The sequence below is a fragment of the Cupriavidus sp. GW823-FHT07B10 genome (assembly GCF_058794355.1).
The window spans coordinates 194,363-216,356 of record NZ_JBXAGS010000005.1 but is presented as its reverse complement, the minus strand read 5'-3'; the positions used below and the strand labels follow the sequence as shown (position 1 = coordinate 216,356).

Genomic DNA, 21,994 nt, shown 5'->3' with positions numbered 1-21,994 from the left:
GTGATGGCAAATGCACCGCTCTTGCCGCATCCGTCAATCCTTGAAGGAACGCCAACATGACAGCATGGCTAGACAAAGATGATCCCGCGCCGCAACGGACACGGCCGCCGAAACCAGGCTCCTCTGCCAGGCAGGCCGTAACCGGTCAGGAGACTCAGGAACCCGCCACGAAGCTTCTCCCTTCAGCCAAGACCATCGAGGTCCGCATTGCCGAGATCAACGGTGCGCGCAATCCCCTGCTGAAAGCCGCCAGGCCGCTGCTGCGCGCACTGGCAGACATCCCGCCCAAGCTGGATAAGCGCGGTGAGGTGGAACGTCTGCGCACCCTGCTGGAGCAGGAATTGCGCACCTTCCAGGCGGTGTGCGACCGACTGAACATCGACCGCAAACACACCACCGCCGCGCACTACGCACTCTGCACCGCGCTGGATGAGGCCGTGAGCCATACCGAGTGGGGCGGCGGCAGTGCGGCTTCGCTGGGCGCATGGCCTGGCAGCGCCCTGGCCTCGACCTTCCACCAGGACCGCGAGGGCGGCACCAAGGTGTTCCTCATCCTGGGCCGGTTGGTGGAATCGGTGGCCGAGAACATCGGCACCATCGAGGTCTACTACCACATCCTCTCGCTGGGGTTTCAGGGGCGGTATCGCGGCATGGCGGACGGTGACCAGCAACTGCACGCGATCCGGGGACGCCTGCTCGATGCGATCAGCAAGCACAACGGACCAGTGCCCAAGGAACTGTCTTCCCACTCGCAGCCCGCCCCGCCTGGCCGCTTCCATCACCTGAGCGGCATCCCGGTCTGGATGACCTGCGCAGCGGGCCTTCTGGCCGTCGCTGGCCTGGCCGGATACTACAAGTACCAGCTGATGCTCCAGGAGCGTGACGTAGTGCAACAGATCGGGGCCATTGGCAACCTGACTCCACCCCCCGCACCGAAGGCGTTGCGCCTGGCCGAGCTGCTCAAGGACGAGATCGCGCGCGGCGTGGTAGCTGTCAGGGACGACAACCACCGCAGCACCGTAGTGTTTCGCGGCGACGACATGTTCGGCGCGGGCCGGGCCGAGGTCAATGCGAAGCTGACGCCGACGCTGAACAAAGTGGCGGGCGAAATCAATAAGTTGCAGGGCAAGGTGCAGGTGATCGGCCACAGCGACAACCAGCCCATCAAGAGCGCCCGCTACCCGTCCAACCAGGTCCTGTCCGAGGAGCGTGCCGCCATGGTCAGCGAATACCTCGCCAGCCAGGGCGTCGCCAAGAGACGCCTCGAAGCCATCGGCAAAGGCGACACCGAGCCGTTGACGGACAACAAGACCCCCGCCGCCCGCGCGGCGAACCGGCGGGTGGAAGTGGTCGTCACACAGTAGGAAGCTCGGACGCCAAGGCGGGCTATAAAGGGCGGTTGAACCGGCGGCTTTCCCTTCACGCCTTCTCTCCCGCTACCTGGTTCACCGACAGGGCCTGCGCCGTCTGGATCAGCGGCGCCCGCGCTTCATCCAGGCTGAGGCTGGCACCGAGGCAGCGCAGGTTATGCCCGCGCCGCCTCGGTTGCCGGCGCAGCGCGTGTCCGGCTGACCATCAGTGCCAGCAACGCCGCCACCATGCAGGCCGCACCGGCCGCGTACAGCGCCGGCGTATAGGTCAGCAGCAGCGTACGGCTCAACCCCGCACCGAACGCTGCCACGGCCGCGCCGATCTGGTGGGCCGCGAAGATCCAGCCGAACACCATCGGCGCGCGTTCGCGCCCGAAGGCGGTGGCCGCCAGCTTGATAGTGGGCGGCACGGTGGCGATCCAGTCCAGGCCGTAGAACATCGCAAAGATCGACAGGCCGTACAGCGTGAAGGTCGAATGCGGCAGCCAGAACAGCGACAGGCCGCGCAGCGCGTAGTACCAGAACAGCAGCTTGCGGCTGTCGTAGCGGTCCGACAGCCAGCCCGACAGGATGGTGCCGATGAAATCGAACGCACCCATCATCGCCAGCGCCGAGGCGGCCGGCACCGGGCCCATGCCGAAGTCGCCGCACAGCGCGATGAAGTGGGTCTGGATCAGCCCGTTGGTGCTCAGGCCGCAGATGAAGAAGGTGCCGGCCAGTACCCAGAAGGTCTGGGTACGGGCGGCATCGCGCAGCACCAGGAAAGGCCCGCGCAGCGTGAACGGCGTGACGGTTTGTGCGGCGGGCGGCGTGGCTGGATGGGCCGGGATATCGCCAAACGCCGCCAGGCCGACATCGGCGGGTCGGTTGCGCATCAGTGCGAATACCAGCAGCGCCAGCGCCGCGCAGGCAGCCAGCACCGGCAGCACGGCCACGCGCCAGCCCATATGCTCGATCAGCCAGGCGGCCACCGGCAGGAAGGCCAGTTGCCCCGTCGCCGCGCTGGCCGTCAGGATGCCGATCACCAGCCCGCGCCGCGCGCTGAACCAGCGGTTGGCAACCAGGGCCGCCAGCACCAGCGCGGTCAGCCCGGAGCCAACGCCCAGCATCAGGCCCCAGGCGACAAAGAGCTGCCACAACTCGGTCGTCACGGTGGCCAGCGCCATGCCACCGGCAATCAGCGCCAGCGCGGCGCAGACCACGTTGCGCACCCCGAAGCGATCCATCAGCAGCGCCGAGAACGGTGCCATCAGCCCGAACAGCGCAAAGCGAAAGGCCAGGATCGATGAGATCTGGTCGGTGTTCCAACCCATCTCCTTGGTCAGCGGCTTAAGGAAGGCGCCAGGCAGGCCAAGCGCGGCCGAAGTGGTGAGCATCACCAGGAAGGTCAGGGCGGCGACCAGCCACGCGTAGTGGATGCCGCGCCGGTCGAGCCGGCTGGAAAGGGCTTGCGCGAACATGGGGGTCTCGTTGTCAGGGTCCGGGAAGGCGTTGGCAAAGGGCAAAGCGAAGCCATCCCCGCCGTGTCTGACGGCGGCGGGGTGTCTCAGCCTTGGGGAAAACGGGGTTTAGGCGGTGCTGCCCAGCAGGCGGCTCCGCACCGCATTCAGCATCTCGTCGGAGAGCGGATCGCCGTCGGCGGCACGCGCCAGCGTAAGGGCGCCGACCAGCAGGGCCATGCGCACCAGCGCTTCATCGTGGCGCAGCTGGGGGTCATCGGATTCAACGGTCTGCGCCATGTCGTCCACCAACACGCGCAATCCTTCCACGTAGGCCTGGCGCACGGGCTTGCCGGCCGGCTCGCGGGCCACGTCCACGGCCAGCGCCGCGGCGGCACAACCCACGCCCGGGTTGGCGCAATGCGCGGCGGTCAGGTAGGGCTCAACCAGGTTGGCCAGCATGGCCTTGCGGTCGCCATCGGCGCGGGCCAGGCGGCGTTCCCAGCGGGCGGTCGATTCTTCAAACGCGCGCTTGCAGGCCTGCGCGGCCAGCGCGTCCTTGGAGGCGAAGTGGCCATAGAAGCCGCCATGGGTCAGGCCCGCGTCGGCCATCAACTCGGCCACGCTGACGCCATTCAGGCCGCGTTCGCGGAACAGGCGCGACGACGCCTGTTCGATCGCCTCGCGGTTCTTGTCGGTTTGTTCGCGTGATGCGCGTGCCATCTGAAGACCTCTTCGGGATTTATGCCTTGACCGGAGTTTAGATGATGACCATACTTTATTCAATAGATGATGATCATCATCTATGTGCAGTCTCCCTTTCGCCGCATTTGTGCCGATGTGTGTCCAGGTGCCGGCTCCCAATCTTCACAGGAGTGATCAGTCATGCAGAACCTCTTCGACCTTGGCGGCCGCGTTGCCGTCATCACCGGCTCCACCCGTGGCATGGGCCTGGAAATGGCGCGCGCGCTTGGCGCGGCCGGCGCCGCCGTGGTGGTGTCCGGGCGCGATGCAGGCGCGGCGCGCGACGCCGCCAGTCAGCTGGAGGCCGAGGGCATCCGCGCCACCGGCATCGCCTGCGATATCGCCGATGTCGACAGCGTGCGCGCCTTCGCGGAGCAGGCGCTGGCCGCGTATGGGCGCGTCGATGCACTGGTGCTCAATGCCGCCGCGAGCGGCCAGCCCGGATCGATGCTGAGCCAGGGACCCGAGGTGTTCGATGCGGCCATGGCGGGCAATGTGCGCGGCAACCTGGTGCTGGTGAACGCCCTGGCGCCGCAGATGATCGGTCGCCATGACGGATCCATCATCTTCATGTCGAGCATTGCCGCCAAGCGTGGCTCTGCCTTCCTGGGGATGTACAGCGTGACCAAGGCCGCCATCGACCAGGCGGTACGCAGCCTGGCGCTGGAGCTGGGGCCGTCCGGCATCAACGTCAACGCAATCAATCCCGGCCCGGTGCGCACCGAGTTCTCGCGCGACGCGCTGTGGGGCGATCCGGAGCGCGAGGCGCGGCTGGCTGCGGGCGTGCCGATGCGGCGCATCGGCGAGGCCAGCGATGTCGCGGGTCTTGCCGTCCTGCTGGCGGCACCGGCCGGGCGCTTTATCCACGGGCAGAGCATCGGCGTGGATGGCGGGCTGTCGGCGCAGTAACCCCGTGCCGTGGCGGGCGGCCGATGCTCAGTGTCATTGGCCGGGCGGGGGCGAAATGTGCATACATAGGAACGCGCCTTCAGCACGTTGAAGGGTTTTCCCGTATCGTCTTGACCTGACGTTCACCATGCCTTGTGTGCAGCCCTCGCACCACTAGTCCCGGCATGGCGGCAACCGGTAAAGACAGTGTCCAGCACAGCACCCCTCCAATCCGCTTCCACCGCGGACGCCGCGATGACTTCGCGCGAGCGCCGCGGCATGGCCGCCATCCTCATCGCCGTCGCCCTTGCCACCCTGGATACCGCGATCGCCAACACGGCGCTGCCGTCGATCGCGGCGGACCTGCGCGCCACGCCGGCCGCGTCGGTGTGGGTGATCAATGCCTACCAGCTGGCCATGGTGTCGACGCTGCTGCCGTTCGCGGCGCTGGGCGGCGTGGTGGGCCACCGGCGCATCTACCTTGGCGGCGTGGTGCTGTTCACCGCCGCCTCCGTGGTGTGCGCGCTGGCGTGGTCGCTGCCGACGCTGGCGGCGGCGCGTGTGCTGCAAGGCATCGGCGCAGCGGCAATCATGAGCGTCAACACGGCGCTGATCAGCGCGATCTTCCCCACGCACCGGCTCGGGCGCGGGCTGGGGCTCAATGCGCTGGTAGTGGGCGTGTCGTTCGCGGTGGGCCCCACCGTGGCCTCGGTGATCCTGTCATTCGGCACGTGGCCGTGGCTGTTCGCCGTCAACCTGCCGATCGGCCTGCTCGCGCTGGCGATCGGGCGCGGCTCCTTGCCGCAGACGCTGCGCAGTGCGCATGGGTTCGACCGCGTCGCGGCGGGGCTCAGCGTGGTTGCCTTTGCCGCGCTGGTCCTTGCGCTGGGCGAAGGTGCGCAGCGCGCGCCGCTGCATCTGTCGCTGGCCGCGGCGGGCATCTTCATGGTGACGTTCGGCCTGCTGCTGTGGCGCGAGCGCGGCCATCCGGCGCCGATGCTGCCGGTGGACCTGTTCCGGCGGCCCATGTTCGCGCTGTCGACGCTGACCGCGGTGTGCTCCTTCGCCGCGCAAGGCCTCGCCTTCGTCTCGCTGCCGTTCTACTTCCAGCACGTGCTCGGGCGCGGGCAGGTCGAGACCGGTTTCCTGCTGACCCCGTGGTCCGTCGTGGTGGCGCTGATCGGGCCGCTTGCCGGGCGCCTGTCTGACCGCTACCCGCCGGCCGTGCTCGGCGGCGTGGGGCTGGCGGTGCTTAGCGTTGGCATGCTGTCGCTGGCCATGCTGCCGGCCGACCCCAGCGCGCTTGATATCGGCATCCGCATGTGCATCTGCGGTGCGGGTTTCGGCTTCTTCCAGTCGCCCAACCTCAAGGCGTTGATGACGAGCGCCCCGCGCGAGCGCAGCGGTGGCGCCAGCGGCGTGGTGGCCACGGCGCGGTTGCTGGGGCAGGCCACGGGTGCAGCACTGGTGGCGCTGTGTTTTGGCATTGCCGGGGACCACGGGCCGGGGTTGGCCCTGGCGCTGGGCGCGGGCTTCGCCGGGCTGGCCGCGATCGCGAGCTGGCTGCGCCTGGCAGCGCGCGATCCGTTGGCGGCGTCGTAGCGGCGCGGCCGGGCCGGCAGCAATTCCGGCGCCGGCCTAGAATTGATATTTCCTGTCCGATCCCTGCATGGAGCAGCACGCATGAGCTTTCTGTTCGAACCGCTCGCCATCGGCGATCTCACCCTCGCCAACCGCATCATCATCGCCCCGATGTGCCAGTACTCCGCGCAGGACGGCAATGCCGGCGACTGGCACATGATCCACCTCGGTTCGCTGGCGCTGTCCGGCGCCGGCATGCTGATCGTGGAAGCCACGGCAGTCTCGCCCGAAGGGCGCATCACGCCGCAGGACCTGGGCCTGTATTCGGACGAAAACGAGGCGGCGCTTGGCCGCGTGGTCAAGGCGATGCGCGCGCATTCGCCGATCGCCATTGCGATCCAGCTGGGGCATGCCGGCCGCAAGGCGTCGAGCCAGGCGCCATGGGATGGCGGGCAGCAGATCGCGCCGGATGCGCCTGGTGGCTGGCATGCGGTGGCGCCTTCCGCGGTACCGCATGGCGCGGAAGAAGTCGCGCCTGCCGCGCTGGACCGTGCCGGCATGGACAAGGTGCGCGACGACTTTGTCGCGGCGGCAAGGCGTGCTGCGCGGCTTGGCTTGAACGGGATCGAGATCCATGCCGCGCACGGCTACCTGCTGCACCAGTTCCTGTCGCCGCTGGCCAACCATCGTGACGACGAATACGGCGGCAGCCTGGAGAACCGCATGCGGTTCCCGATCGAGGTGTTCGACGCGGTGCGTGAGGTGTTCCCGGCTGAGCGTCCGGTGTGGATGCGTATTTCCGCAACCGACTGGGTGCCGGGCGGATGGGATATCGAAGGCACGGTGGCGTTGTCGAAGGCTCTCAAGGCGCGCGGCTGCGCGGCGATCCATGTGACCACCGGCGGCGTGTCGCCGCAGCAGGCGATCAAGCTCGGGCCCGGCTACCAGGTGCCGTACGCGCAGCGCGTAAAGGCCGAGGTTGGCCTGCCGACGATTGCGGTGGGCCTGATTACTGAGCCGGAGCAGGCCGAAGCCATCATCGCCAACCACGAAGCCGACGCGGTGTCGCTGGCCCGTGCCATGCTGTATGACCCGCGCTGGCCCTGGCATGCGGCCGCGCGGCTGGGCGCAAGCGTGCAGGCGCCGAAGCAATACTGGCGGTCGCAGCCGCGCGAACTGAAAGACCTGTTTGCCGATGCGGCTTTCGGGCAGCGCTAGGCTGCGGGTCGATACAGGAGGAACCCGCCATGAGACCCCGGATTACGCTGATCACGCTGGGTGTCGATGACCTGCAGCGTGCGGTGCGCTTCTATCGCGACGGCCTGGGACTGCCCACCGCAGGCATTGTCGGCGAGCAGTTCGAGCACGGCGCCGTGGCCTTCTTCGACCTGCAGGCCGGATTGAAGCTCGCGGTCTGGCCGCGCACCAGTCTTGCGCATGACACCGGACTGCAGCTGACACCGCGCGCGCAGACGGATTTCTCGCTGGCGCATAACGTCGGCGACAAGGCGGAAGTGGATGCGGTGATGGCCCAGGCGCTGGCCGCGGGCGCCAGCGTGGTCAAGCCGGCGCAGGATACGTTCTGGGGCGGGTACGCCGGCTATTTCCAGGATCCCGACGGGCATCTGTGGGAAATCGCCTGGAATCCTGAGATGTTGCCCGCGGATTGAGGACCGGCGCGATGCGCGCCTTGCGCACGCCCTGTTCCTTCTATCAAGGCCTTGCCTTGCGGCGCTGCATCATGACTGGTGCAGTGCCGCAAAGGGATTTCCATGATTGCCACGCTCCGTCGAAGTGGTGACTATCATTTCAACAGACAGCCATAGCATGCTGGCGACGGAGCGCCCCCACGCATTCCCGCAAGACCCCCGCATCACGCCCCGTCGGCAGCCCACCGAAGTAAAGCAATAAGAACAATGGCAAGGGAGACATCCATGCAAGTCTATGACAGCCTGCTGTATGTGACTGCGATGGTGCTGGTGTGTTTGTATGTGTATCTGGGCGTGCTGTCCCGCAGCACGGCGATCCGGCTGGGTTCCCCGGCGATAGTTGCGGGGCTGGTGCTCGCCTATTCGCTGTCCCCGCTGCACTCGGGCGGCTGATGCCGCCGGCCCCCGGCTGAGCGGGGGTTCTGCTGATTCTACCGCGGCCGCCGCCTGACGGTCGGGGTTGCCTTCGCCCTGCGTGATCGAGTCGCGCGGCAGCGTATCGATCGCTGCCGGCAAGTCCTGCGGTAGCACCGGTTGTGCAGCCCAACAAAAAAAATGCCGGCGCCGCAAGGCGACACCGGCTTGAATCGCTGTCCGGACGCAGCAGTCCGGCGACTTGCAGCGGAGTTACAGACGGTTGACCGAGATGCTGAAGAACCGGCGAGCCGTATTCACGCCGATCGCCACATTCAGGCCCGTGTTGCCAATCGACATGCTGATGGCCTCACTACCGCCGCTGTTGTTGGGCGTCGGGGCACGGTAGCGCAGCCCGTCGAGCGGGGTGTTCACCTTCCAGGTGTCCACCCGTCCGTCGTCGCGCTCGCGCGTGTACGTGTTTGCCTGGGCATCCACCGCGGTGACCTTGACCGTGGAGGCCGTCGTCGTGCTGATGCCATCGGCCGTGGCGGAGTTGCTGTCCACCGGAAGAATGCTCGTGTCCCAGAACGAACTGGTCGCGCCCACGGCAGGCAGCGCACGGGCGATCCGCCTGGTGGCCATCGTGAATCCGTCACCGTGGGTGAAGACGATGACCAGTTGCCCGTCGGTGCCCTTGAACGCGTAGGCCCGCTCAACACCACCGTCCTGTTCGGTGAGGTTCAGCCCGCCATCGGGGTTGAGCGTGATGGTGGGAAATTCATCCGGCAGCCATGCCGAGCACGAATCCAGGCCCGAGCAATCTGCGCCGGCGGTCACCTTGCCCGCGGCATCCAGGCTGAAGTTCACGCGCGACGCCGCGTACGGCGACGGGCCATCGCGCTCATAGCCAAGACCATTCCAGTCGCCAGCCAGGTCGGCCAGGGCCAGTGCCTGGGCAGGAATCAGCAGGGCGGGCAGGCGGTTGACCGTGCCAGCCGGAGGCAGCACCACGCTCAGGCCCGACTTGGTGACCAGCACGGTGTCGGTGCCTGCGGTGAAGCGGCAGGCTTCCGATGCGTCGGCGGTGAAGGTGGTCACGTCGGTGCCCAGCTTGAACTGCAACGTGGCGGCGTCCATTTCGCCGGCTTCTCCAATCGGCGTGCCCAGTTCCACGACGTGGTACTTGCCGGTCTTCAACCCGGCGCAGGTGGCCGCTGCCGGTTGCAGTGCGGTCTGGACTGCCGCTGCGCCGGCATTGGCAGCGACTGCCGAAGAAAGCTCAGCCAGCGTGGTCTTGGATGCCTCCAGGCGATCGCCCAATTGGTCCAGCAACTGGTCCTGCGCATTGCCCGCGTTGGCGCCGTTGGCGGCCACCAGCGGATCCTTGACCGGGTCGATGCTGGAAAGGTCGACCACGCCCGTCAGCACCAGGCGCACGGCGCCGATGGCACTGGTTACGTTGTCGGAGGTGAGCCTGGCTTGCGCGTTCGCATCGAACTGCTCGAAGAAGGCATCGGTGTTGCCCTGTGCCAGTGAAGCGGTGACCAGCTCGGTCAGCGGCGTGATGTTGGCCGTCGCGGTGGTGCCGGTGCCGGCTTCGACCACGGAATGCAGCGTGGTGCCGTCAGGCGCGGTGACGCTGAGCACGCAGGGGCGCGCCGCGCCTTCGATGCTGATGGTGAAGCTGCCGTCCGCCGCGGTGGTGGCGGTGCCGCTGCCCGATGCGCACTTGGCCTGCACGGCGGCATTGCCCAGTGCGGCGCCAACTGCGGCGGTGCCACTGATCCTGGTGGCGGCAGGTGCCGCCGTGGTGGTGGTCGGCGCGGTCGAACCGCCATCGCCGCCTCCGCATGCAGACAGGACCGCCGTCGCCAGACCCGTCAAGAACAGTTGTTTTGTTTTCATCCCGTTTCGCCCTGTATGGTTTTTGTTCTGGCGGAGTCCTGCGGTGGTCGATATCCGGCTCATGCAGGCCCCGCCCGCAGGGTGGCTGACCCGCCCCGCGAGGCGAGTCTGCGTGATAGGGGGGATGGGGCCAACCCGAGTTCAGGCGATTGACAAACTGTCGGGAGTGTGTGGGCAGAGGCTGCTGCGGCAACGCTGCAGGATGGCTGTCACGTGCCTGGCTGCCGTGGTTGCATTCATTGGTCTGGCGGAAAAAAAGAAAAGCCGGTGCCGCAGGGCGGCACCGGCTTGGTTCGTGTCCGGGCGCGGGGTGCCCGGATTCACGGTTGGGGGCGAGGTTACGGGCGGCCGACCGAAATATCGTAGAACAATCCGTTCACGCCGATGCCGAGGGTCAGGGCGGTATTGCCCGGGATCAGCGCAATCATTGCCGATGCATTGCTGGTTGCTGCGCGCGGTGGTTGACAAACTCCGCGCCATGTGACGCCCAGGCCGCTGTGTCAGGCAGCCGTCGGCACAAGGCCGGGCCAGGTGGCAGTGGGCGCTGTGGTGCGGCTGCCTGCCCGGCAATCTTCCACCAGGCGCGCCGCATCGATGCCGAACCAGTTCTGCCAGCTGCGCGCCAGCGCGCTGCCGGAACGCAGGCCGGCATGCGCCGCCAGCACGTCCAGCGAAGACACCGGGCCGGCGGCGGCCAGCGCGTGCAGGGCATGGGCGGCGCGTTGCTCGCGCAGCAGCGGGTGCAGCGCCTCGCCTTCGGCGAAGAGCCGGGCGCGCACCTGGCGGGCCGGCACCTGCCATTGCGCGGCCAGGCGCTCGACATTCCAGTCGGTATCGGGGCGGGAAAAGACCAGGCCGGCAAAGCGGCGCGACCAGGGCCTGTCGCCGGGCTTGCCGGCCAGGCGCGGGCATTCACTGTCCGGGACGGCGCTCAGGACGATGGCGCAAGGGTGCTGCCACGTGCCGGGCAGGTCGCAGTCGAAGTGGGCAAAGGCGTGGACCACGAACGGGTCGCCGGGCCGCACCTCGCGCCGCGCATTGGCGTCGCGCAGGCTGGCCGTGCCGTGCAGGGCTTGTACCTGCACGGCAAAGGGGAAGCGCAGGCGGGCAAAGCGGACGTGGTGACGGCTGACAAGCGGCATGCGGAAGACAACCCGGAAGCTGAGCGGGGGTGCGGCCGGTAACTGTCGCAGGATTCAACGGGCGGCGCAAGGCCGCGGACGTCGTCCGTTTGATCGTTCACGGCGCCCGGTGACGGCGGCGTTACAGCTCGGACAGCCCGAAGTGGCGCAGCCGGGGCAGGTCGGTCACGCGGATGCTCTGGTAGGACAGGTGGACCATGCCGGCATCGGCCAGCCGGCGCAGCGCCTGGTTGACCCGCTGGCGCGACAGCCCGGTCAGCAGGCCGATCTCTTCCTGCGACAGCTCCAGCACGGGGCTGGTGCGCGGATACAGGTCCGGGTGGAACAGCTGCGCGATGGCCTGCGCCACGCGCGCATCGGCGCCCAGCAGGCGGTCGTTCTGCACGGTGGCGATGAACTGGCCCATGCGCTCATTGAGCTGGCGCACGACAAAGCTGGCGAACGGCAGGCTCTGCGCCAGCAGCGTATTGAACACCGGCTCTGGCACCAGCAGCACCTGCGAGTCACGGATCGCGATCACGTCATAGCGGCGGTCTTCGCGCTTGATCACGCTGCCTTCGCCGCACCAGCCGCCGGCGGGCACGCCGGAGAAGGTGCAGCCGCGCCCGTCGGGGGTGTACACCGCCAGCTTGATCAGGCCGCTGTCCACCCCGATCCAGTGGCGCGACGGCTCGCCGCGCCGGGCGATGAAGGCGCCCGCGGCAAAGGACTGGAGCAGCGTTTCGCGCGCGGCCAGCGCCTGGTGTTCCGGCGCCAGGGCACCGAACCAGGCATGGCCGGCAAGGACTGCGGCAGGGGCGGAAATCGGGTCTGCAGGTTCGCTCATGGCATGGACGCGCGGCTCGGGCCGGGTCCCTGTAAGAATCGTGTAAGCCTTGCCTGGCGCGGGTTTGCGGCAGGTTTGTCGTCTCGGCGACAGTGCGCCAGCGTGTGCGATGATAGCCTTGTGCCAGAAAAAGTGACAGCGCCGGATGGCGCGGACAATGGTCACCTCGCCCCGGACATCGCTGCACCCATGCAGCGCATTGACAGCATCACGCGGCCTGTTGCGCGGCCCTGCCGCCAACGCCGCCAGATACGCGGAGACACAAGCAATGCCCACCGATTTCGACAGCGGCCTGGCCCGCAACGCGGCCAACTTCGTGCCGCTTACGCCCATCGACTTCCTGGTCCGCGCCGCCGAGGTGTACGGCCAGCGCCTGGCCATCGTGCACGGCCCGCTGCGCCAGAACTGGCGCGACACCTATGCGCGCGCACGGCGCCTGGCCAGCGCGCTGGCGCGTGCCGGCATCGGCAAGGGCGATACCGTGGCCGCGCTGCTGCCCAATACGCCGGCCATGGTGGAGGCGCATTTCGGCGTGCCGATGGCGGGCGCCGTGCTCAATGCGCTCAATATCCGCCTCGACGCCGCCAACCTGGTCTTCATGCTGCGCCATGGCGAGGCGCGCGTGCTGCTGGCCGATACCGAGTTTGCCGACCTGGCGCGCCAGATGGCGCTGGAGATCCCCGGCCTGAAGGTCATCGCCGTGCATGACGTGCTGGGCCCGCAGGAGGCGCCGTTCGGCGACACCGATTACGAAGCCTTCCTCGCCTCGGGCGACCCGGACTACGCGTGGCACATGCCGGCCGACGAGTGGGAAGCCATCGCGCTGAACTACACCTCGGGCACCACCGGCGACCCCAAGGGCGTGGTCTACCACCACCGCGGCGCGGCCATCAATGCCGTGTCCAACATCCTCGAGTGGGATTTGCCCAAGCACCCGGTCTACCTGTGGACGCTGCCGATGTTCCACTGCAATGGCTGGTGCTTCCCGTGGACCGTTGCCGCGCGCGCGGGCGTCAACGTGTGCCTGCGCAAGTTCGAGCCCAGGCTGGTATTCGACCTGATGCGCGAAGAGGGCGTGACCCACTACTGCGCCGCGCCGATCGTGCATACCGCGCTGGTCAATGCGCCCGCCGCGTGGCGCGAGGGCGTGCGCGGCCCGGTGCGCGGCATGGTGGCCGGCGCGCCGCCGCCGGCCGCGGTGCTGGCGCAGATGGAGGCGATGGGGTTCGAGCTGACCCATGTCTATGGCCTGACCGAGGTCTACGGCCCGGCCGCGGTCTGCGCCGAGCAGGATGACTGGAGCACGCTGTCCGAGCAAGACCGCGCGGTCAGGAAGGCGCGTCAGGGCGTGCGCTATCACCTGCAGTCGCAGGTGGCGGTGCTCGATCCCGATTCCATGCAGCCGGTGCCGGCCGATGGCGAGACCATCGGCGAGATCATGTTCCGCGGCAATATCTGCATGAAGGGCTACCTCAAGAACGAGAAGGCCACGCGCGAGGCCTTTGCCGGCGGCTGGTTCCATACCGGCGACCTGGGTGTGTGCATGCCCGATGGCTATATCAAGATCAAGGACCGCAGCAAGGACATCATTATTTCCGGCGGCGAGAACATCTCCAGCGTTGAGGTGGAGGACGCGCTCTACCGGCATCCCGCGGTGCTGGCCGCCGCAGTGGTGGCGCAGCCCGATGCCAGGTGGGGCGAGACCCCATGCGCGTTTGTCGAACTGAAGGACGGCGCCAGCGTCAGCGCGGAAGAACTGATCGCGCATTGCCGCACGCTGCTGGCGGGCTTCAAGGTGCCCAAGGCGGTCTACTTCGGGCCGCTGCCCAAGACCTCGACCGGCAAGATCCAGAAGTTCGAGCTGCGCCGCAAGGTGAAGTCGGATTCGGCGATCGACGTTTGATGGGCTGAAGCGGCGCTGGTGCAGCGCCGCTATTGCAGCGCCGCGTCTTCGGCATCGTGCTGGCCGGCGATGTGTGTGTCGATGGCCTCGCGCCCCCAGGCAATGCCCGCGCGCGTGGCGTCGGTGGCGCAGCCAAAGCGCGTCTGCGCGGCCGGGCAGGGCAGCGCCAGCTTGCTGCCGTGATGCCAGATCTCCGCGCGCAGCGTCCACCACCCGTCATGCTGGCCGCCATAGCGCAGCGCCGCGACATGGATGCGGTGGCCGCGGTATGTCACGTTCTGGTCATGCCATCCACTGGGCATAGACGTGAGGCGCGCCGGGGCAACTCAACGCGCCCGCATCTCGGCGGGGTTGCCGGGTTTGGGCGGGCGGTGCCAGTCCTGGTCGATGTCCGGGAACACCTCACATTCACCCCGCACGATGTTTTCAATGGTGGCGCATACGCATTCGGTGCCGCGCGGCCCCACGCAGACCAGGCTGCGCGGATGGTCGGTGTGCTGCGGGATGGCATAGACGCGCATGCCCTCGCGGAAGAGGGGATGCTTGGTGAGGCGCTCGTTCATCAGTTCAACGAAGCGCTGGGGAGTGACGACCGGCTTATCCATTGCATGCTCCTGCGGCCTTGCCCACCGTGCCCGTTTCTAGGGGCGGCATGGCGACCAGGTCAGTTAAGGCCAGGAATATGACAGGCAGGTGGCAGGAAGCGCCCCGGGCAGCATACGTTGCCCGGGCGTGGCCGGAACGGAAAACCGCAGGTAAATGCATACCCCGCGTTGCCACTGCCACGCTTCCAGACTAGGACACGCGGCACGTTGTGCAAGTGTTGCGCGATGCCGTGGGGGCTTCAGGTGGCGTGCAGTTCGCCTGCGGCGCGCGGACCGTTCAGTATGCCGTTGCCGGCGGCCCAGCAGGCGGCCTCGGCCTCTGCGCGGGAACCGTAGGTGGATGGCGCTGCGACGGTGCAATCCTCGTCGGCGGCGCCACAGCGTTCTTCCATGACGATGCGCCAGGTGAACTGGCCGGGTGCATCTTCAAGGACGTGAAGCACCAATGTGCGGTGATCGTCAGTCAGCGTGAGGGGCAAAGTCGACATGGCTGTCTCCCGTTCGCGGGTGGGCGCCATTGATGCTAGCAAGAGGTCGCCGCAAATGCCATGACTGTCTTGCGGCCGCGGCATGGCAAGATACGGCCTTTGCGGCCTTCGCCGCGCCTGTACTTTCCGCCAGACCATGCCCATCTCGCCTGAGCTCAACCAAGGGGTCGCCGCCCTGACGGCACATTACGATGCCACCGTGCTGCCGCTGTGGACCGCCAGCGGCTGGAACGGCGACCTGCTGCTGCCCTACGAGGCACTCGACGGCGCCAGTGCCGCGCCGTTGGCGCCGGCCCGCTATCGCGCCATGGCATGCGCCCGCCAGCTCTATGTGTTCTCGCTGGCCGGCAACCATGCGCATGCCGATACGCTGTTCGGCTCGCTGCAGGCCTACTTCGGCAATGGCGAGGGCGCGTGGCTCTACAGCGTCGACCCGGCCGGCACGCCGCTCGATGCCACGCGCGACCTCTATACGCATGCCTTCGTGATCTTCGCCTGCGCCAACTATCATGCGCGGCGCGGCAATCCCGATGCGCTCGACGTGCTCGATGAAACCGTCGATGTCGTCGAGGACCTCTTCGGCGACGAACAGGGCCTGTACCACGCCGCGCTTACCGAGCATTTCCGGCCCAAGGGTGCCGGCGTGCTGCAGAACCCCATCATGCACCTGACCGAGGCCTACCTGGCCGCGCTGGATGCGACCGGGGACGAATGGTATGCGGAACGCCTGCGCGAGATCGCGATGGCGGTGCATGAGCGCTTTGTCGATCCGGCCAGCGGCTGCATTGCCGAGCTGCCCCAAGGCAGCCCCGGCAACCGCATCGAGCCGGGCCACCAGTTCGAGTGGTTCTCGCTGGTGGCAGGCAGGCCGGCGCTGCTCGGCGACCTGCCGCTGGCCGATACGCTGCGCCAGGCCTTTGCCTTTGCGCAGCGGCACGGCGTGGTGCCGTCGACGCAGGGCGTCAGCGCGGCACTGAACGCCGATGGCTCCATGCTGGACGATACCCAGCGCATCTGGGCGCAGACCGAATATGCGCGCGCGCTCGCCGTGCATGGCGCGCCGGAGTCGCTGGCGGCGCTGGAAGCCTGGACGCAGCAGTTCCGCAGCCGCTTCCTGCACGATCACGGCTGGCATGAATGCCTGGCGCGCTCGGGCAGCGTGGTACGCGCCGAAATGCCTTCGACCTCGCCGTACCACCTGGCGACGTCCTACTCGGCGCTCGCCGCGCTGGCCGGCGTGGCGTGGCCGGCATTGCCAGGGGCTTAGGCCACCCTGCGCCAGGCGGTGCGGCAGCACGATGCGCTGCTGCGGGGCGTTTGTGGCGGCACAGGCCCTGCAGAGGCAGCCGCGTAGGCGGCTACCGCGCTCTTATCAATTCTTTGCAGTCGTCGGTGGGCACCGCGCCTACACTCAAGCCCGCGCCCCGGCCCGTGCTGTTGTTCTTCTTAACCACTGGTCGTCGTTCTGAAGTTACGGGCCGGGGCGCACCCGATGCGGCTCAGCGCCGCGCGCCCAGGGCCTGCGACAGCCGCTCCGGCTGTTGAGCGGCCGGGGACGCAGCGTGGGTCTGGATCAGGCCTGCGCCGGCGGGCTTCACCCGGACGGCCATTTGCTCGACCCTTTTGGCGGCCTGGGTCTCGGCGTGGTCATTCAGGATCAGGCACAGCAGTGTCAGCAAGGCTGCTGCGATCATGCTCAGCGCGATCCAGGCCAGGCAGTGCTTGCGTTCCATGGTAGGCGGGAGGGGGGCGTCATCAGTGCGCGAAGTTTACGCGCCCGCGCGCAATGCAATTGTCAATCTTTGCAAACGCCGGCCGCCGTCCGGCCCGCTATTCCGTCACGCCGTTTTCATGCAGCAGCCGCTCGCATTCTTCCAGCATGTCGTAGGCAAACGCAGACTGGTAGTTGGGATCGAGGGCTTCCATCATTTCGTGCGCGGCGTACAGGCCGGCCTCGCGTGACAGGGTCTCAGCCAGCTGGCGTGCAAACTGGTCGCTCAGTTCCGACAACAGGCGCCGCTCGGACAGCGGCAACTGCAGCTTCGAGCGCGACAGCCATTCGCCGGCCAGCGTCGCACCCTGGGCGTCGGTCATCCACTGGCGGTGTTCATAGTAGGCCGACAGCCGTTCGGCAGCGAGTGCGAACAGCAGTGCCTTGCGGGTATTGAAATCGATCCTGGGGAGTGGGGCGAGGGTCATGCTTGCGGCGTGGTGCGATGCGCGGCGCAGCGGCCGGCAATCATCTTGTCGGGGAGCGGATCAGGACTGCGCGGTGGCTGCCTGCGCAAAGCGCGCTGCCAGCCAGGCGCCGATGGCAGCGATCTCTTCCAGGCAGACCGAATGGCCCATCGGATAGGTGTTCCAGGTCACCGGGTGCTGCCGCGCCTGCACGAAATCGCGGGCGGCGACGCCCAGCTGCAGCGGCACCACGTCGTCCTGCGTGCCATGGGCGGCGAACACGGGCGTGGTGGCGTTGGCGGCGCTGACCTCGGCCGCCAGCGCTTTCGGCGCAGGGATGTAGGTGGACAGCGCGACGATGCCGGCCAGCGTCTCGGCATGGCTCAGCCCGGCGGTGTAGGCAATCGCGCCGCCCTGCGAGAAGCCTGCCAGCACGATGCGGTGCGTGGGGATGCCACGGGCGTTCTCGCGCGCAATCAGTGCGCGAATGGCTTCGCAAGAGGCGCGGATGCCGGCTTCATCGGCGCGTCGCCCGGATTCATCGAGGGAATAAATGTCATACCAGGCCGGCATGACATAACCGCCGTTGCAGGTCACGGGGATAGCCGGCGCGTGCGGGAAGATAAAGCGCACGCCGGGCGCTGCGGGCAGGCGCAGCTCAGGCACGACCGGGGCGAAATCGCTGCCGTCGGCGCCCAGCCCATGCATCCAGATGACGGCGCAGGCGGGATTGGGCGCGGTTTCGAATTCGATCGCGGGCAGCAGTTCGCTCATGGGGCTGGTTCCTGTGGATATGCGCCTGCGCGCCGCACGGGCGCCAGGCAGCGCGAGTATCGCACAGGTCGGGGCCTGTCCCGGCTGCGTCAGGCCGCGGACGGAACGATAGGGACCGTGGTGAGGCCAGGCGTGCGTGCCGGCAGCTCCGGCATCGCAGGCGGCGTGGCGCGGCGCTTGTCGACCACGTCTTCCACGCCCTTGGCCGCGACGTCTTCCAGGAACGCCACCATGTCGCGGTAGTAGGCCACCTGCATCTGCGCTTCGAGCAAGCGCCTTTCGGCCTGGAACAGCGTCAGCCTCATGTCTTGCAGTTCCCTCTCGGCGATTTTCTCCGGGGTCGGCGGACTGAACAGGTTTGCAAGCCAACGCATGGCAGTACCTCCAGTGCTGTCAATGGCGAAATTGCGATGCTCGTGCCATGGGGTCCAATATAGACAAGAAACCGGCAAAAAGTCTCTCGGGCATCTCGCCGTGGCGCCTCGCCCACAAGGATGATTGCTGGTGGCGGAAGTCTGCGGTAGATTGGCCGCCCAGGGTCGGCCGTACCGGGACCCTGGTGCCCGCGCTCGCCACTTGCTGTGGCCAACGAGCCCGTGCAATCCCTCAGTGTGCCTGCCTGACCCGTGTTGCCCGGCGGGTCGCCTTCATATCTCTCGCGTCGTTTCCTGCCAACAGTGCCTGCATGGCATCGCCGTCCTGCGCGCGCACAAAGCGCAGGATCGGCGGCCAGAATGCCTCGATATGTTCTGGCAGGATGGCTGCGTCATGCGGCATGGCGTCCAGCATCACCAGCGCATGCAGATGCCTGGCCGCACGGGCCACGCGTTCCGCGTGGGGTGGGACGATCACCGCGTCGTCCCGGCTGTGCACCACCAGCAGCGGCCGCTCCAGCCGGCTGGCACGCGCAGCGTTGTTCCACGGATCCGGCAGCAGCCACGCGGCCCATGCGGGTATGCGCCCGGTCTGCACTGCGGCCAGGCGCGCCGAACTGAAGCCCGCCGCAATGACATAGCCGTCGGGCTGCGGATCGAAGCGCTGCGCCACCTCCAGCAGGATGCCGGATCCCAGCGAATGCCCCAGCACCACGCGCCGTTTTGCCTGCGGCGTGGCTGCCAGGAATTGCCGGTAGGCGGCCAGCGCATCCTCGCGCAGGCGGCGCACGCTTGGCCGCCCGCTGCTGCGGCCGTAGCCGCTGTAGTCGAAGACGTAGGAGGCGATGCCCGCGCCCGCCAGCATGGCCTGGACCGGGGCCCAGTCGGGCAGGCTCTCATTGTCGCCGTGGCACACCATCAGCGCTGGCGCTTCGGGGTCCGCGGCCGGCATGAAGGCGGCGTGCAGCATGCGATTGCCGCTGGCGAACGTGGCAGGGCGCACCGTCAGGGCTGAAATGTCGGGTGCTGCCGCGTCCTTTGTTTCATCCGTCGGCGTGACAAAGGCTTTGCGTTCCACCGCACGAAACAGTAGATGCCGCGCAACACCCGCGGCCACGGCGAGTGCCGCGGCGGTGGCGAGCCAGCGGTGGCGGGATTCCGGCTGAGCGGGGCGGGGGCCTTCAGGCATGGCGAGTTTCGGGATGGCGTTCCCTTCAGGCTAGCAGGCCATCGGCGTCCGGGTGAAGAAAAGTTCATTCGCACGCATGCCTTAAGTGGATTCGCAGCCATATCGTGCAGCGTCGGCAGGCAGCTATCGGCCCGATAGAAAACTTTTGCCTTGACTATCTACCTAGTAGTAGATAGCATTGAGTCCATGGCACCGCTGCACCGCCGGAAGCAAGCAAGAACGGGCGGAAAAGTGGCGATCCCATCGCAAGACCGGCATGGTCATTTTTTTAGCACCTGTCATCTATCTACTGGTAGATGCGGCTCGAAAGAGTGACCCTGCCACAGCCACTGATACCGAATTGACGCGATCCCGAAACATCGCACCCAGGAGCCCATCATGAATGCCAAGTTCGCCAAGACCCTGATCACCGCCGCCACCCTTGCCGCCGCACTGGCAGGTGGCGTGGCGCAAGCCGCCAGCGTGCAAGACAACACCTCGGCTGGCGACAAGTACGGCTACAGCTACCGCGCCGGCAAGTTCGACACCTTCACGGAAGGTGCCCGCACCGGCAAGTTCGACCCGTTCACGGAAGGCGCCCGCGTCGGCAAGTTTGATCCGTACACCGACGGCGCCCGCGTCGGCAAGACCGATCCCTACACGGACGGGTACCGCACCGTAGCTGGCCTGGACCGTAGTGGCGTGTCGGCCGGGCCGGCCCGCAGCTTCGACCCGTACACGGACGGCGCGCGCGTCGGCAAGGCTGACCCCTACACCGACGGCGCCCTGGCTTGATTGCTGCCGGCTGAGGCCGGCGGCCAACAACTTTACGGCGGCGGTCACGCTGACTGCCGTCCGATGGAGTCCATCATGAGTTTGCGTGACAGTATCCTGCTGCTTGGCGGATGGCTGGTGCTTTGCGTGACGAGTGGCTCGATGATTACCTTCGCCGCGCAGGTCCTGCCTGGTTAAAGCACATGCCTTAGATGCCCCGGGGCTAGGGAATTACCCCAGCCCCGGGGCATTTAGGCTTGAGCGCCTATCTTCGCGTAGATAAACTGCTTTCATGAAAACGCAATCAGTACGCGAGCAACTGCTCGAGCACACCCTCGTCCTGATCCGCCGCCGCGGCTTCAACGGCTTCAGCTACCGCGACCTGGCGGAACTGGTGGGGGTCAAGACCTCCAGCATCCACTATTACTTCCCGTCCAAAGAGGACCTGGTACTGGAGGCGGTGAAGGAATACAGCGCCCGCCTGGCCGAGCGCATCCGCTCCATCGACACCAGCCTGCCGGTCACCGAGCAGGCGGCCATCTACCTGGCGCCGTTCCGCGCCAGCTGCGGCTCGGACCAGATCTGCCTGTGCGGCATGTTGTCGACCGAGACGCTGTGCCTGCCGGAGTCCGTGCACAAGCTGCTGCAGGGTTTCTTCCTGATGAACGAACAATGGCTGGCCGGCCTGCTGGAGCGGGCTCAGCCGCAGCGCAGCACGCCGTTCCCGGTGCCGCCGGCGCGGCTGGCACAGGTTGTGTTTGGCTCGCTGCAGAGCGGGCTGATTGCGGCACGCCTGTTCGGGACCTCCGACCGGGTGGAAGCCGCTGCGGATACGCTGATGGCCGCCGTCGCCGGCTAAGGTTTTCGCGCAATATCAGTGGCGCGTCTGAAGCCGTCATGTGGCGCAAGCTGCATGGCGGCTTTTTTATTTGCAGACAGCCGGTCGGCCGCCGGCGCTTCGGAATCGGTGATAATCGCTTTTAAAACAACGAGATAGAGCCAGAAAAGGCATAGGCTATCGGGCCGATAGAAATGTTTTTCCTTGACTATCTACCTAGTAGTAGATAGTATTTGACTCATGGAAGCGCTGCACCGCCGGCAACAAGCAAGACAAGGCGAAAACGTGGCGGTCCCATTGCATGACCGGAGGCGGTCATTTTTTCGAGGCCGAGTATCTATCTACTAGTAGATGCGGGATCGAAAAAAACGATCTGCCACAGCCACTGATACCGAATTGACGCGATCCCGAAACATCGCACCCTGGAGCCCATCATGACCAAGATCACCAAGACCCTGATTACCGCCGCCACCCTTGCCGCCGCGCTCGCGGGCGGTGTTGCGCAAGCGGCCAGCGTGCAGGACAGCACCTTCACCGGCGACAAGTACGGCTACACCTTCCGCACCGGCAAGTTCGACACCTTCACGGAAGGCGCCCGCACCGGCAAGTTTGATCCGTTCACCGAAGGCGCGCGCGTTGGCAAGGCCGATCCCTACACCGATGGTGCCCGCGTTGGCAAGGCTGATCCCTACACCGACGGTGCCCGCACGGTAGCGGGCCTGGACCGCAGCGGTGTCTCGGCCCAACCGTCGCGCAGCTTCGACCCGTACACCGATGGTGCCCGCGTTGGCAAGCCTGATCCCTACACCGACGGTGCCCGCACGGTAGCCGGCCTGGACCGCAGCGGTGTTTCGGCCCAACCGTCGCGCAGCTTCGACCCGTACACCGATGGTGCGCGCGTTGGCAAGCCTGATCCCTACACCGACGGTAC

General features: G+C 67.1%; 24 protein-coding genes. 11 read left to right on the top strand and 13 right to left on the bottom strand.

Annotated features, from left to right (window positions below):
* Positions 1-56: 56 nt before the first annotated feature.
* Positions 57-1,364: a type VI secretion system protein TssL, long form gene (gene tssL / locus AC1Q6V_RS13370; RefSeq protein WP_439672660.1), complete on the top strand. Its 1,308-nt coding sequence runs from the start codon at positions 57-59 to the stop codon at positions 1,362-1,364.
* A gap of 161 nt (positions 1,365-1,525) precedes the next feature.
* On the opposite strand, the gene AC1Q6V_RS13365 is transcribed toward tssL, so the two are convergent.
* Together AC1Q6V_RS13365 and AC1Q6V_RS13360 are read right to left on the bottom strand one after the other, a co-directional pair.
* The gene (locus tag AC1Q6V_RS13365) at positions 1,526-2,830 is read right to left on the bottom strand and encodes an MFS transporter (RefSeq protein ID WP_010812482.1); all 1,305 of its coding nucleotides are present in this window, start codon (positions 2,828-2,830) and stop codon (positions 1,526-1,528) included.
* Between the two features lie 108 nt (positions 2,831-2,938).
* Complete coding sequence (locus AC1Q6V_RS13360; RefSeq protein WP_010812483.1) at positions 2,939-3,532, bottom strand: TetR/AcrR family transcriptional regulator; 594 nt, start codon at positions 3,530-3,532, stop codon at positions 2,939-2,941.
* Between the two features lie 162 nt (positions 3,533-3,694).
* Between AC1Q6V_RS13360 and AC1Q6V_RS13355 the strand changes: the two genes are divergently transcribed.
* The 5 genes from AC1Q6V_RS13355 (at position 3,695) to AC1Q6V_RS13335 (ending at position 8,124) form a co-directional block, all read left to right on the top strand.
* Positions 3,695-4,462 (top strand): SDR family NAD(P)-dependent oxidoreductase, encoded by a 768-nt coding sequence (locus tag AC1Q6V_RS13355; RefSeq protein ID WP_010812484.1) that lies wholly within the window; start codon positions 3,695-3,697, stop codon positions 4,460-4,462.
* 234 nt (positions 4,463-4,696) lie between these two features.
* Positions 4,697-6,043 carry an MFS transporter gene (locus AC1Q6V_RS13350; RefSeq protein ID WP_058697046.1) on the top strand — a complete coding sequence of 449 codons (1,347 nt, stop codon included), beginning with the start codon at positions 4,697-4,699 and terminating at the stop codon, positions 6,041-6,043.
* Positions 6,044-6,124: 81 nt separating this feature from the next.
* Positions 6,125-7,240 (top strand): NADH:flavin oxidoreductase/NADH oxidase, encoded by a 1,116-nt coding sequence (locus AC1Q6V_RS13345; RefSeq protein ID WP_439669947.1) that lies wholly within the window; start codon positions 6,125-6,127, stop codon positions 7,238-7,240.
* Between the two features lie 29 nt (positions 7,241-7,269).
* Positions 7,270-7,692: a VOC family protein gene (locus AC1Q6V_RS13340; RefSeq protein ID WP_011617040.1), complete on the top strand. Its 423-nt coding sequence runs from the start codon at positions 7,270-7,272 to the stop codon at positions 7,690-7,692.
* A 264-nt stretch (positions 7,693-7,956) separates the two neighbouring features.
* Positions 7,957-8,124, top strand: a complete 168-nt coding sequence (locus AC1Q6V_RS13335) for a hypothetical protein (protein WP_010812488.1) — start codon at positions 7,957-7,959, stop codon at positions 8,122-8,124.
* Positions 8,125-8,358: 234 nt separating this feature from the next.
* On the opposite strand, the gene AC1Q6V_RS13330 is transcribed toward AC1Q6V_RS13335, so the two are convergent.
* From AC1Q6V_RS13330 to AC1Q6V_RS13320, 3 genes are all read right to left on the bottom strand, one after another.
* Positions 8,359-9,993 (bottom strand): hypothetical protein, encoded by a 1,635-nt coding sequence (locus AC1Q6V_RS13330; protein ID WP_454750176.1) that lies wholly within the window; start codon positions 9,991-9,993, stop codon positions 8,359-8,361.
* A gap of 500 nt (positions 9,994-10,493) precedes the next feature.
* Positions 10,494-11,135, bottom strand: coding sequence for an AraC family transcriptional regulator (locus AC1Q6V_RS13325; protein ID WP_454750175.1), 642 nt, complete (start codon positions 11,133-11,135; stop codon positions 10,494-10,496).
* A gap of 121 nt (positions 11,136-11,256) precedes the next feature.
* Positions 11,257-11,961 carry a Crp/Fnr family transcriptional regulator gene (locus tag AC1Q6V_RS13320; RefSeq protein WP_041688066.1) on the bottom strand — a complete coding sequence of 235 codons (705 nt, stop codon included), beginning with the start codon at positions 11,959-11,961 and terminating at the stop codon, positions 11,257-11,259.
* Positions 11,962-12,229: 268 nt separating this feature from the next.
* Between AC1Q6V_RS13320 and AC1Q6V_RS13315 the strand changes: the two genes are divergently transcribed.
* Positions 12,230-13,864 (top strand): acyl-CoA synthetase, encoded by a 1,635-nt coding sequence (locus AC1Q6V_RS13315; RefSeq protein ID WP_454750174.1) that lies wholly within the window; start codon positions 12,230-12,232, stop codon positions 13,862-13,864.
* Between the two features lie 29 nt (positions 13,865-13,893).
* On the opposite strand, the gene AC1Q6V_RS13310 is transcribed toward AC1Q6V_RS13315, so the two are convergent.
* The 3 genes from AC1Q6V_RS13310 to AC1Q6V_RS13300 form a co-directional block, all read right to left on the bottom strand.
* Positions 13,894-14,139 carry a DUF6566 family protein gene (locus AC1Q6V_RS13310; RefSeq protein WP_234788137.1) on the bottom strand — a complete coding sequence of 82 codons (246 nt, stop codon included), beginning with the start codon at positions 14,137-14,139 and terminating at the stop codon, positions 13,894-13,896.
* A 51-nt stretch (positions 14,140-14,190) separates the two neighbouring features.
* Positions 14,191-14,469, bottom strand: a complete 279-nt coding sequence (locus AC1Q6V_RS13305) for a hypothetical protein (RefSeq protein WP_010812494.1) — start codon at positions 14,467-14,469, stop codon at positions 14,191-14,193.
* Positions 14,470-14,708: 239 nt separating this feature from the next.
* The gene (locus tag AC1Q6V_RS13300; RefSeq protein ID WP_010812495.1) at positions 14,709-14,957 is read right to left on the bottom strand and encodes a hypothetical protein; all 249 of its coding nucleotides are present in this window, start codon (positions 14,955-14,957) and stop codon (positions 14,709-14,711) included.
* A 136-nt stretch (positions 14,958-15,093) separates the two neighbouring features.
* On the opposite strand from AC1Q6V_RS13300, the gene AC1Q6V_RS13295 reads away from it, so the two are divergent.
* Positions 15,094-16,224, top strand: a complete 1,131-nt coding sequence (locus AC1Q6V_RS13295; RefSeq protein WP_010812496.1) for an AGE family epimerase/isomerase — start codon at positions 15,094-15,096, stop codon at positions 16,222-16,224.
* A 232-nt stretch (positions 16,225-16,456) separates the two neighbouring features.
* Here AC1Q6V_RS13295 and AC1Q6V_RS13290 read toward each other — a convergent pair whose 3' ends face one another.
* From AC1Q6V_RS13290 to AC1Q6V_RS13270, 5 genes are all read right to left on the bottom strand, one after another.
* Positions 16,457-16,690, bottom strand: coding sequence for a hypothetical protein (locus tag AC1Q6V_RS13290; RefSeq protein ID WP_010812497.1), 234 nt, complete (start codon positions 16,688-16,690; stop codon positions 16,457-16,459).
* Between the two features lie 97 nt (positions 16,691-16,787).
* Positions 16,788-17,156 (bottom strand): hypothetical protein, encoded by a 369-nt coding sequence (locus AC1Q6V_RS13285; protein ID WP_010812498.1) that lies wholly within the window; start codon positions 17,154-17,156, stop codon positions 16,788-16,790.
* Between the two features lie 60 nt (positions 17,157-17,216).
* A complete protein-coding gene (locus tag AC1Q6V_RS13280; protein WP_010812499.1) occupies positions 17,217-17,909 on the bottom strand; it encodes an alpha/beta hydrolase in 693 nt (230 codons plus the stop codon).
* 89 nt (positions 17,910-17,998) lie between these two features.
* A complete protein-coding gene (locus AC1Q6V_RS13275) occupies positions 17,999-18,283 on the bottom strand; it encodes a hypothetical protein (RefSeq protein ID WP_010812500.1) in 285 nt (94 codons plus the stop codon).
* A gap of 232 nt (positions 18,284-18,515) precedes the next feature.
* Positions 18,516-19,472 (bottom strand): alpha/beta hydrolase, encoded by a 957-nt coding sequence (locus AC1Q6V_RS13270; RefSeq protein WP_454750173.1) that lies wholly within the window; start codon positions 19,470-19,472, stop codon positions 18,516-18,518.
* A gap of 378 nt (positions 19,473-19,850) precedes the next feature.
* Between AC1Q6V_RS13270 and AC1Q6V_RS13265 the strand changes: the two genes are divergently transcribed.
* The 3 genes from AC1Q6V_RS13265 to AC1Q6V_RS13255 all read left to right on the top strand — a co-directional run.
* Positions 19,851-20,246: a hypothetical protein gene (locus AC1Q6V_RS13265; protein WP_010812502.1), complete on the top strand. Its 396-nt coding sequence runs from the start codon at positions 19,851-19,853 to the stop codon at positions 20,244-20,246.
* Between the two features lie 271 nt (positions 20,247-20,517).
* A complete protein-coding gene (locus tag AC1Q6V_RS13260) occupies positions 20,518-21,084 on the top strand; it encodes a TetR/AcrR family transcriptional regulator (protein WP_058697051.1) in 567 nt (188 codons plus the stop codon).
* A 413-nt stretch (positions 21,085-21,497) separates the two neighbouring features.
* Positions 21,498-21,994, top strand: a 497-nt coding sequence (locus AC1Q6V_RS13255) for a copper resistance protein CopQ (RefSeq protein ID WP_492363701.1), incomplete at its 3' end; no start/stop codon positions are given.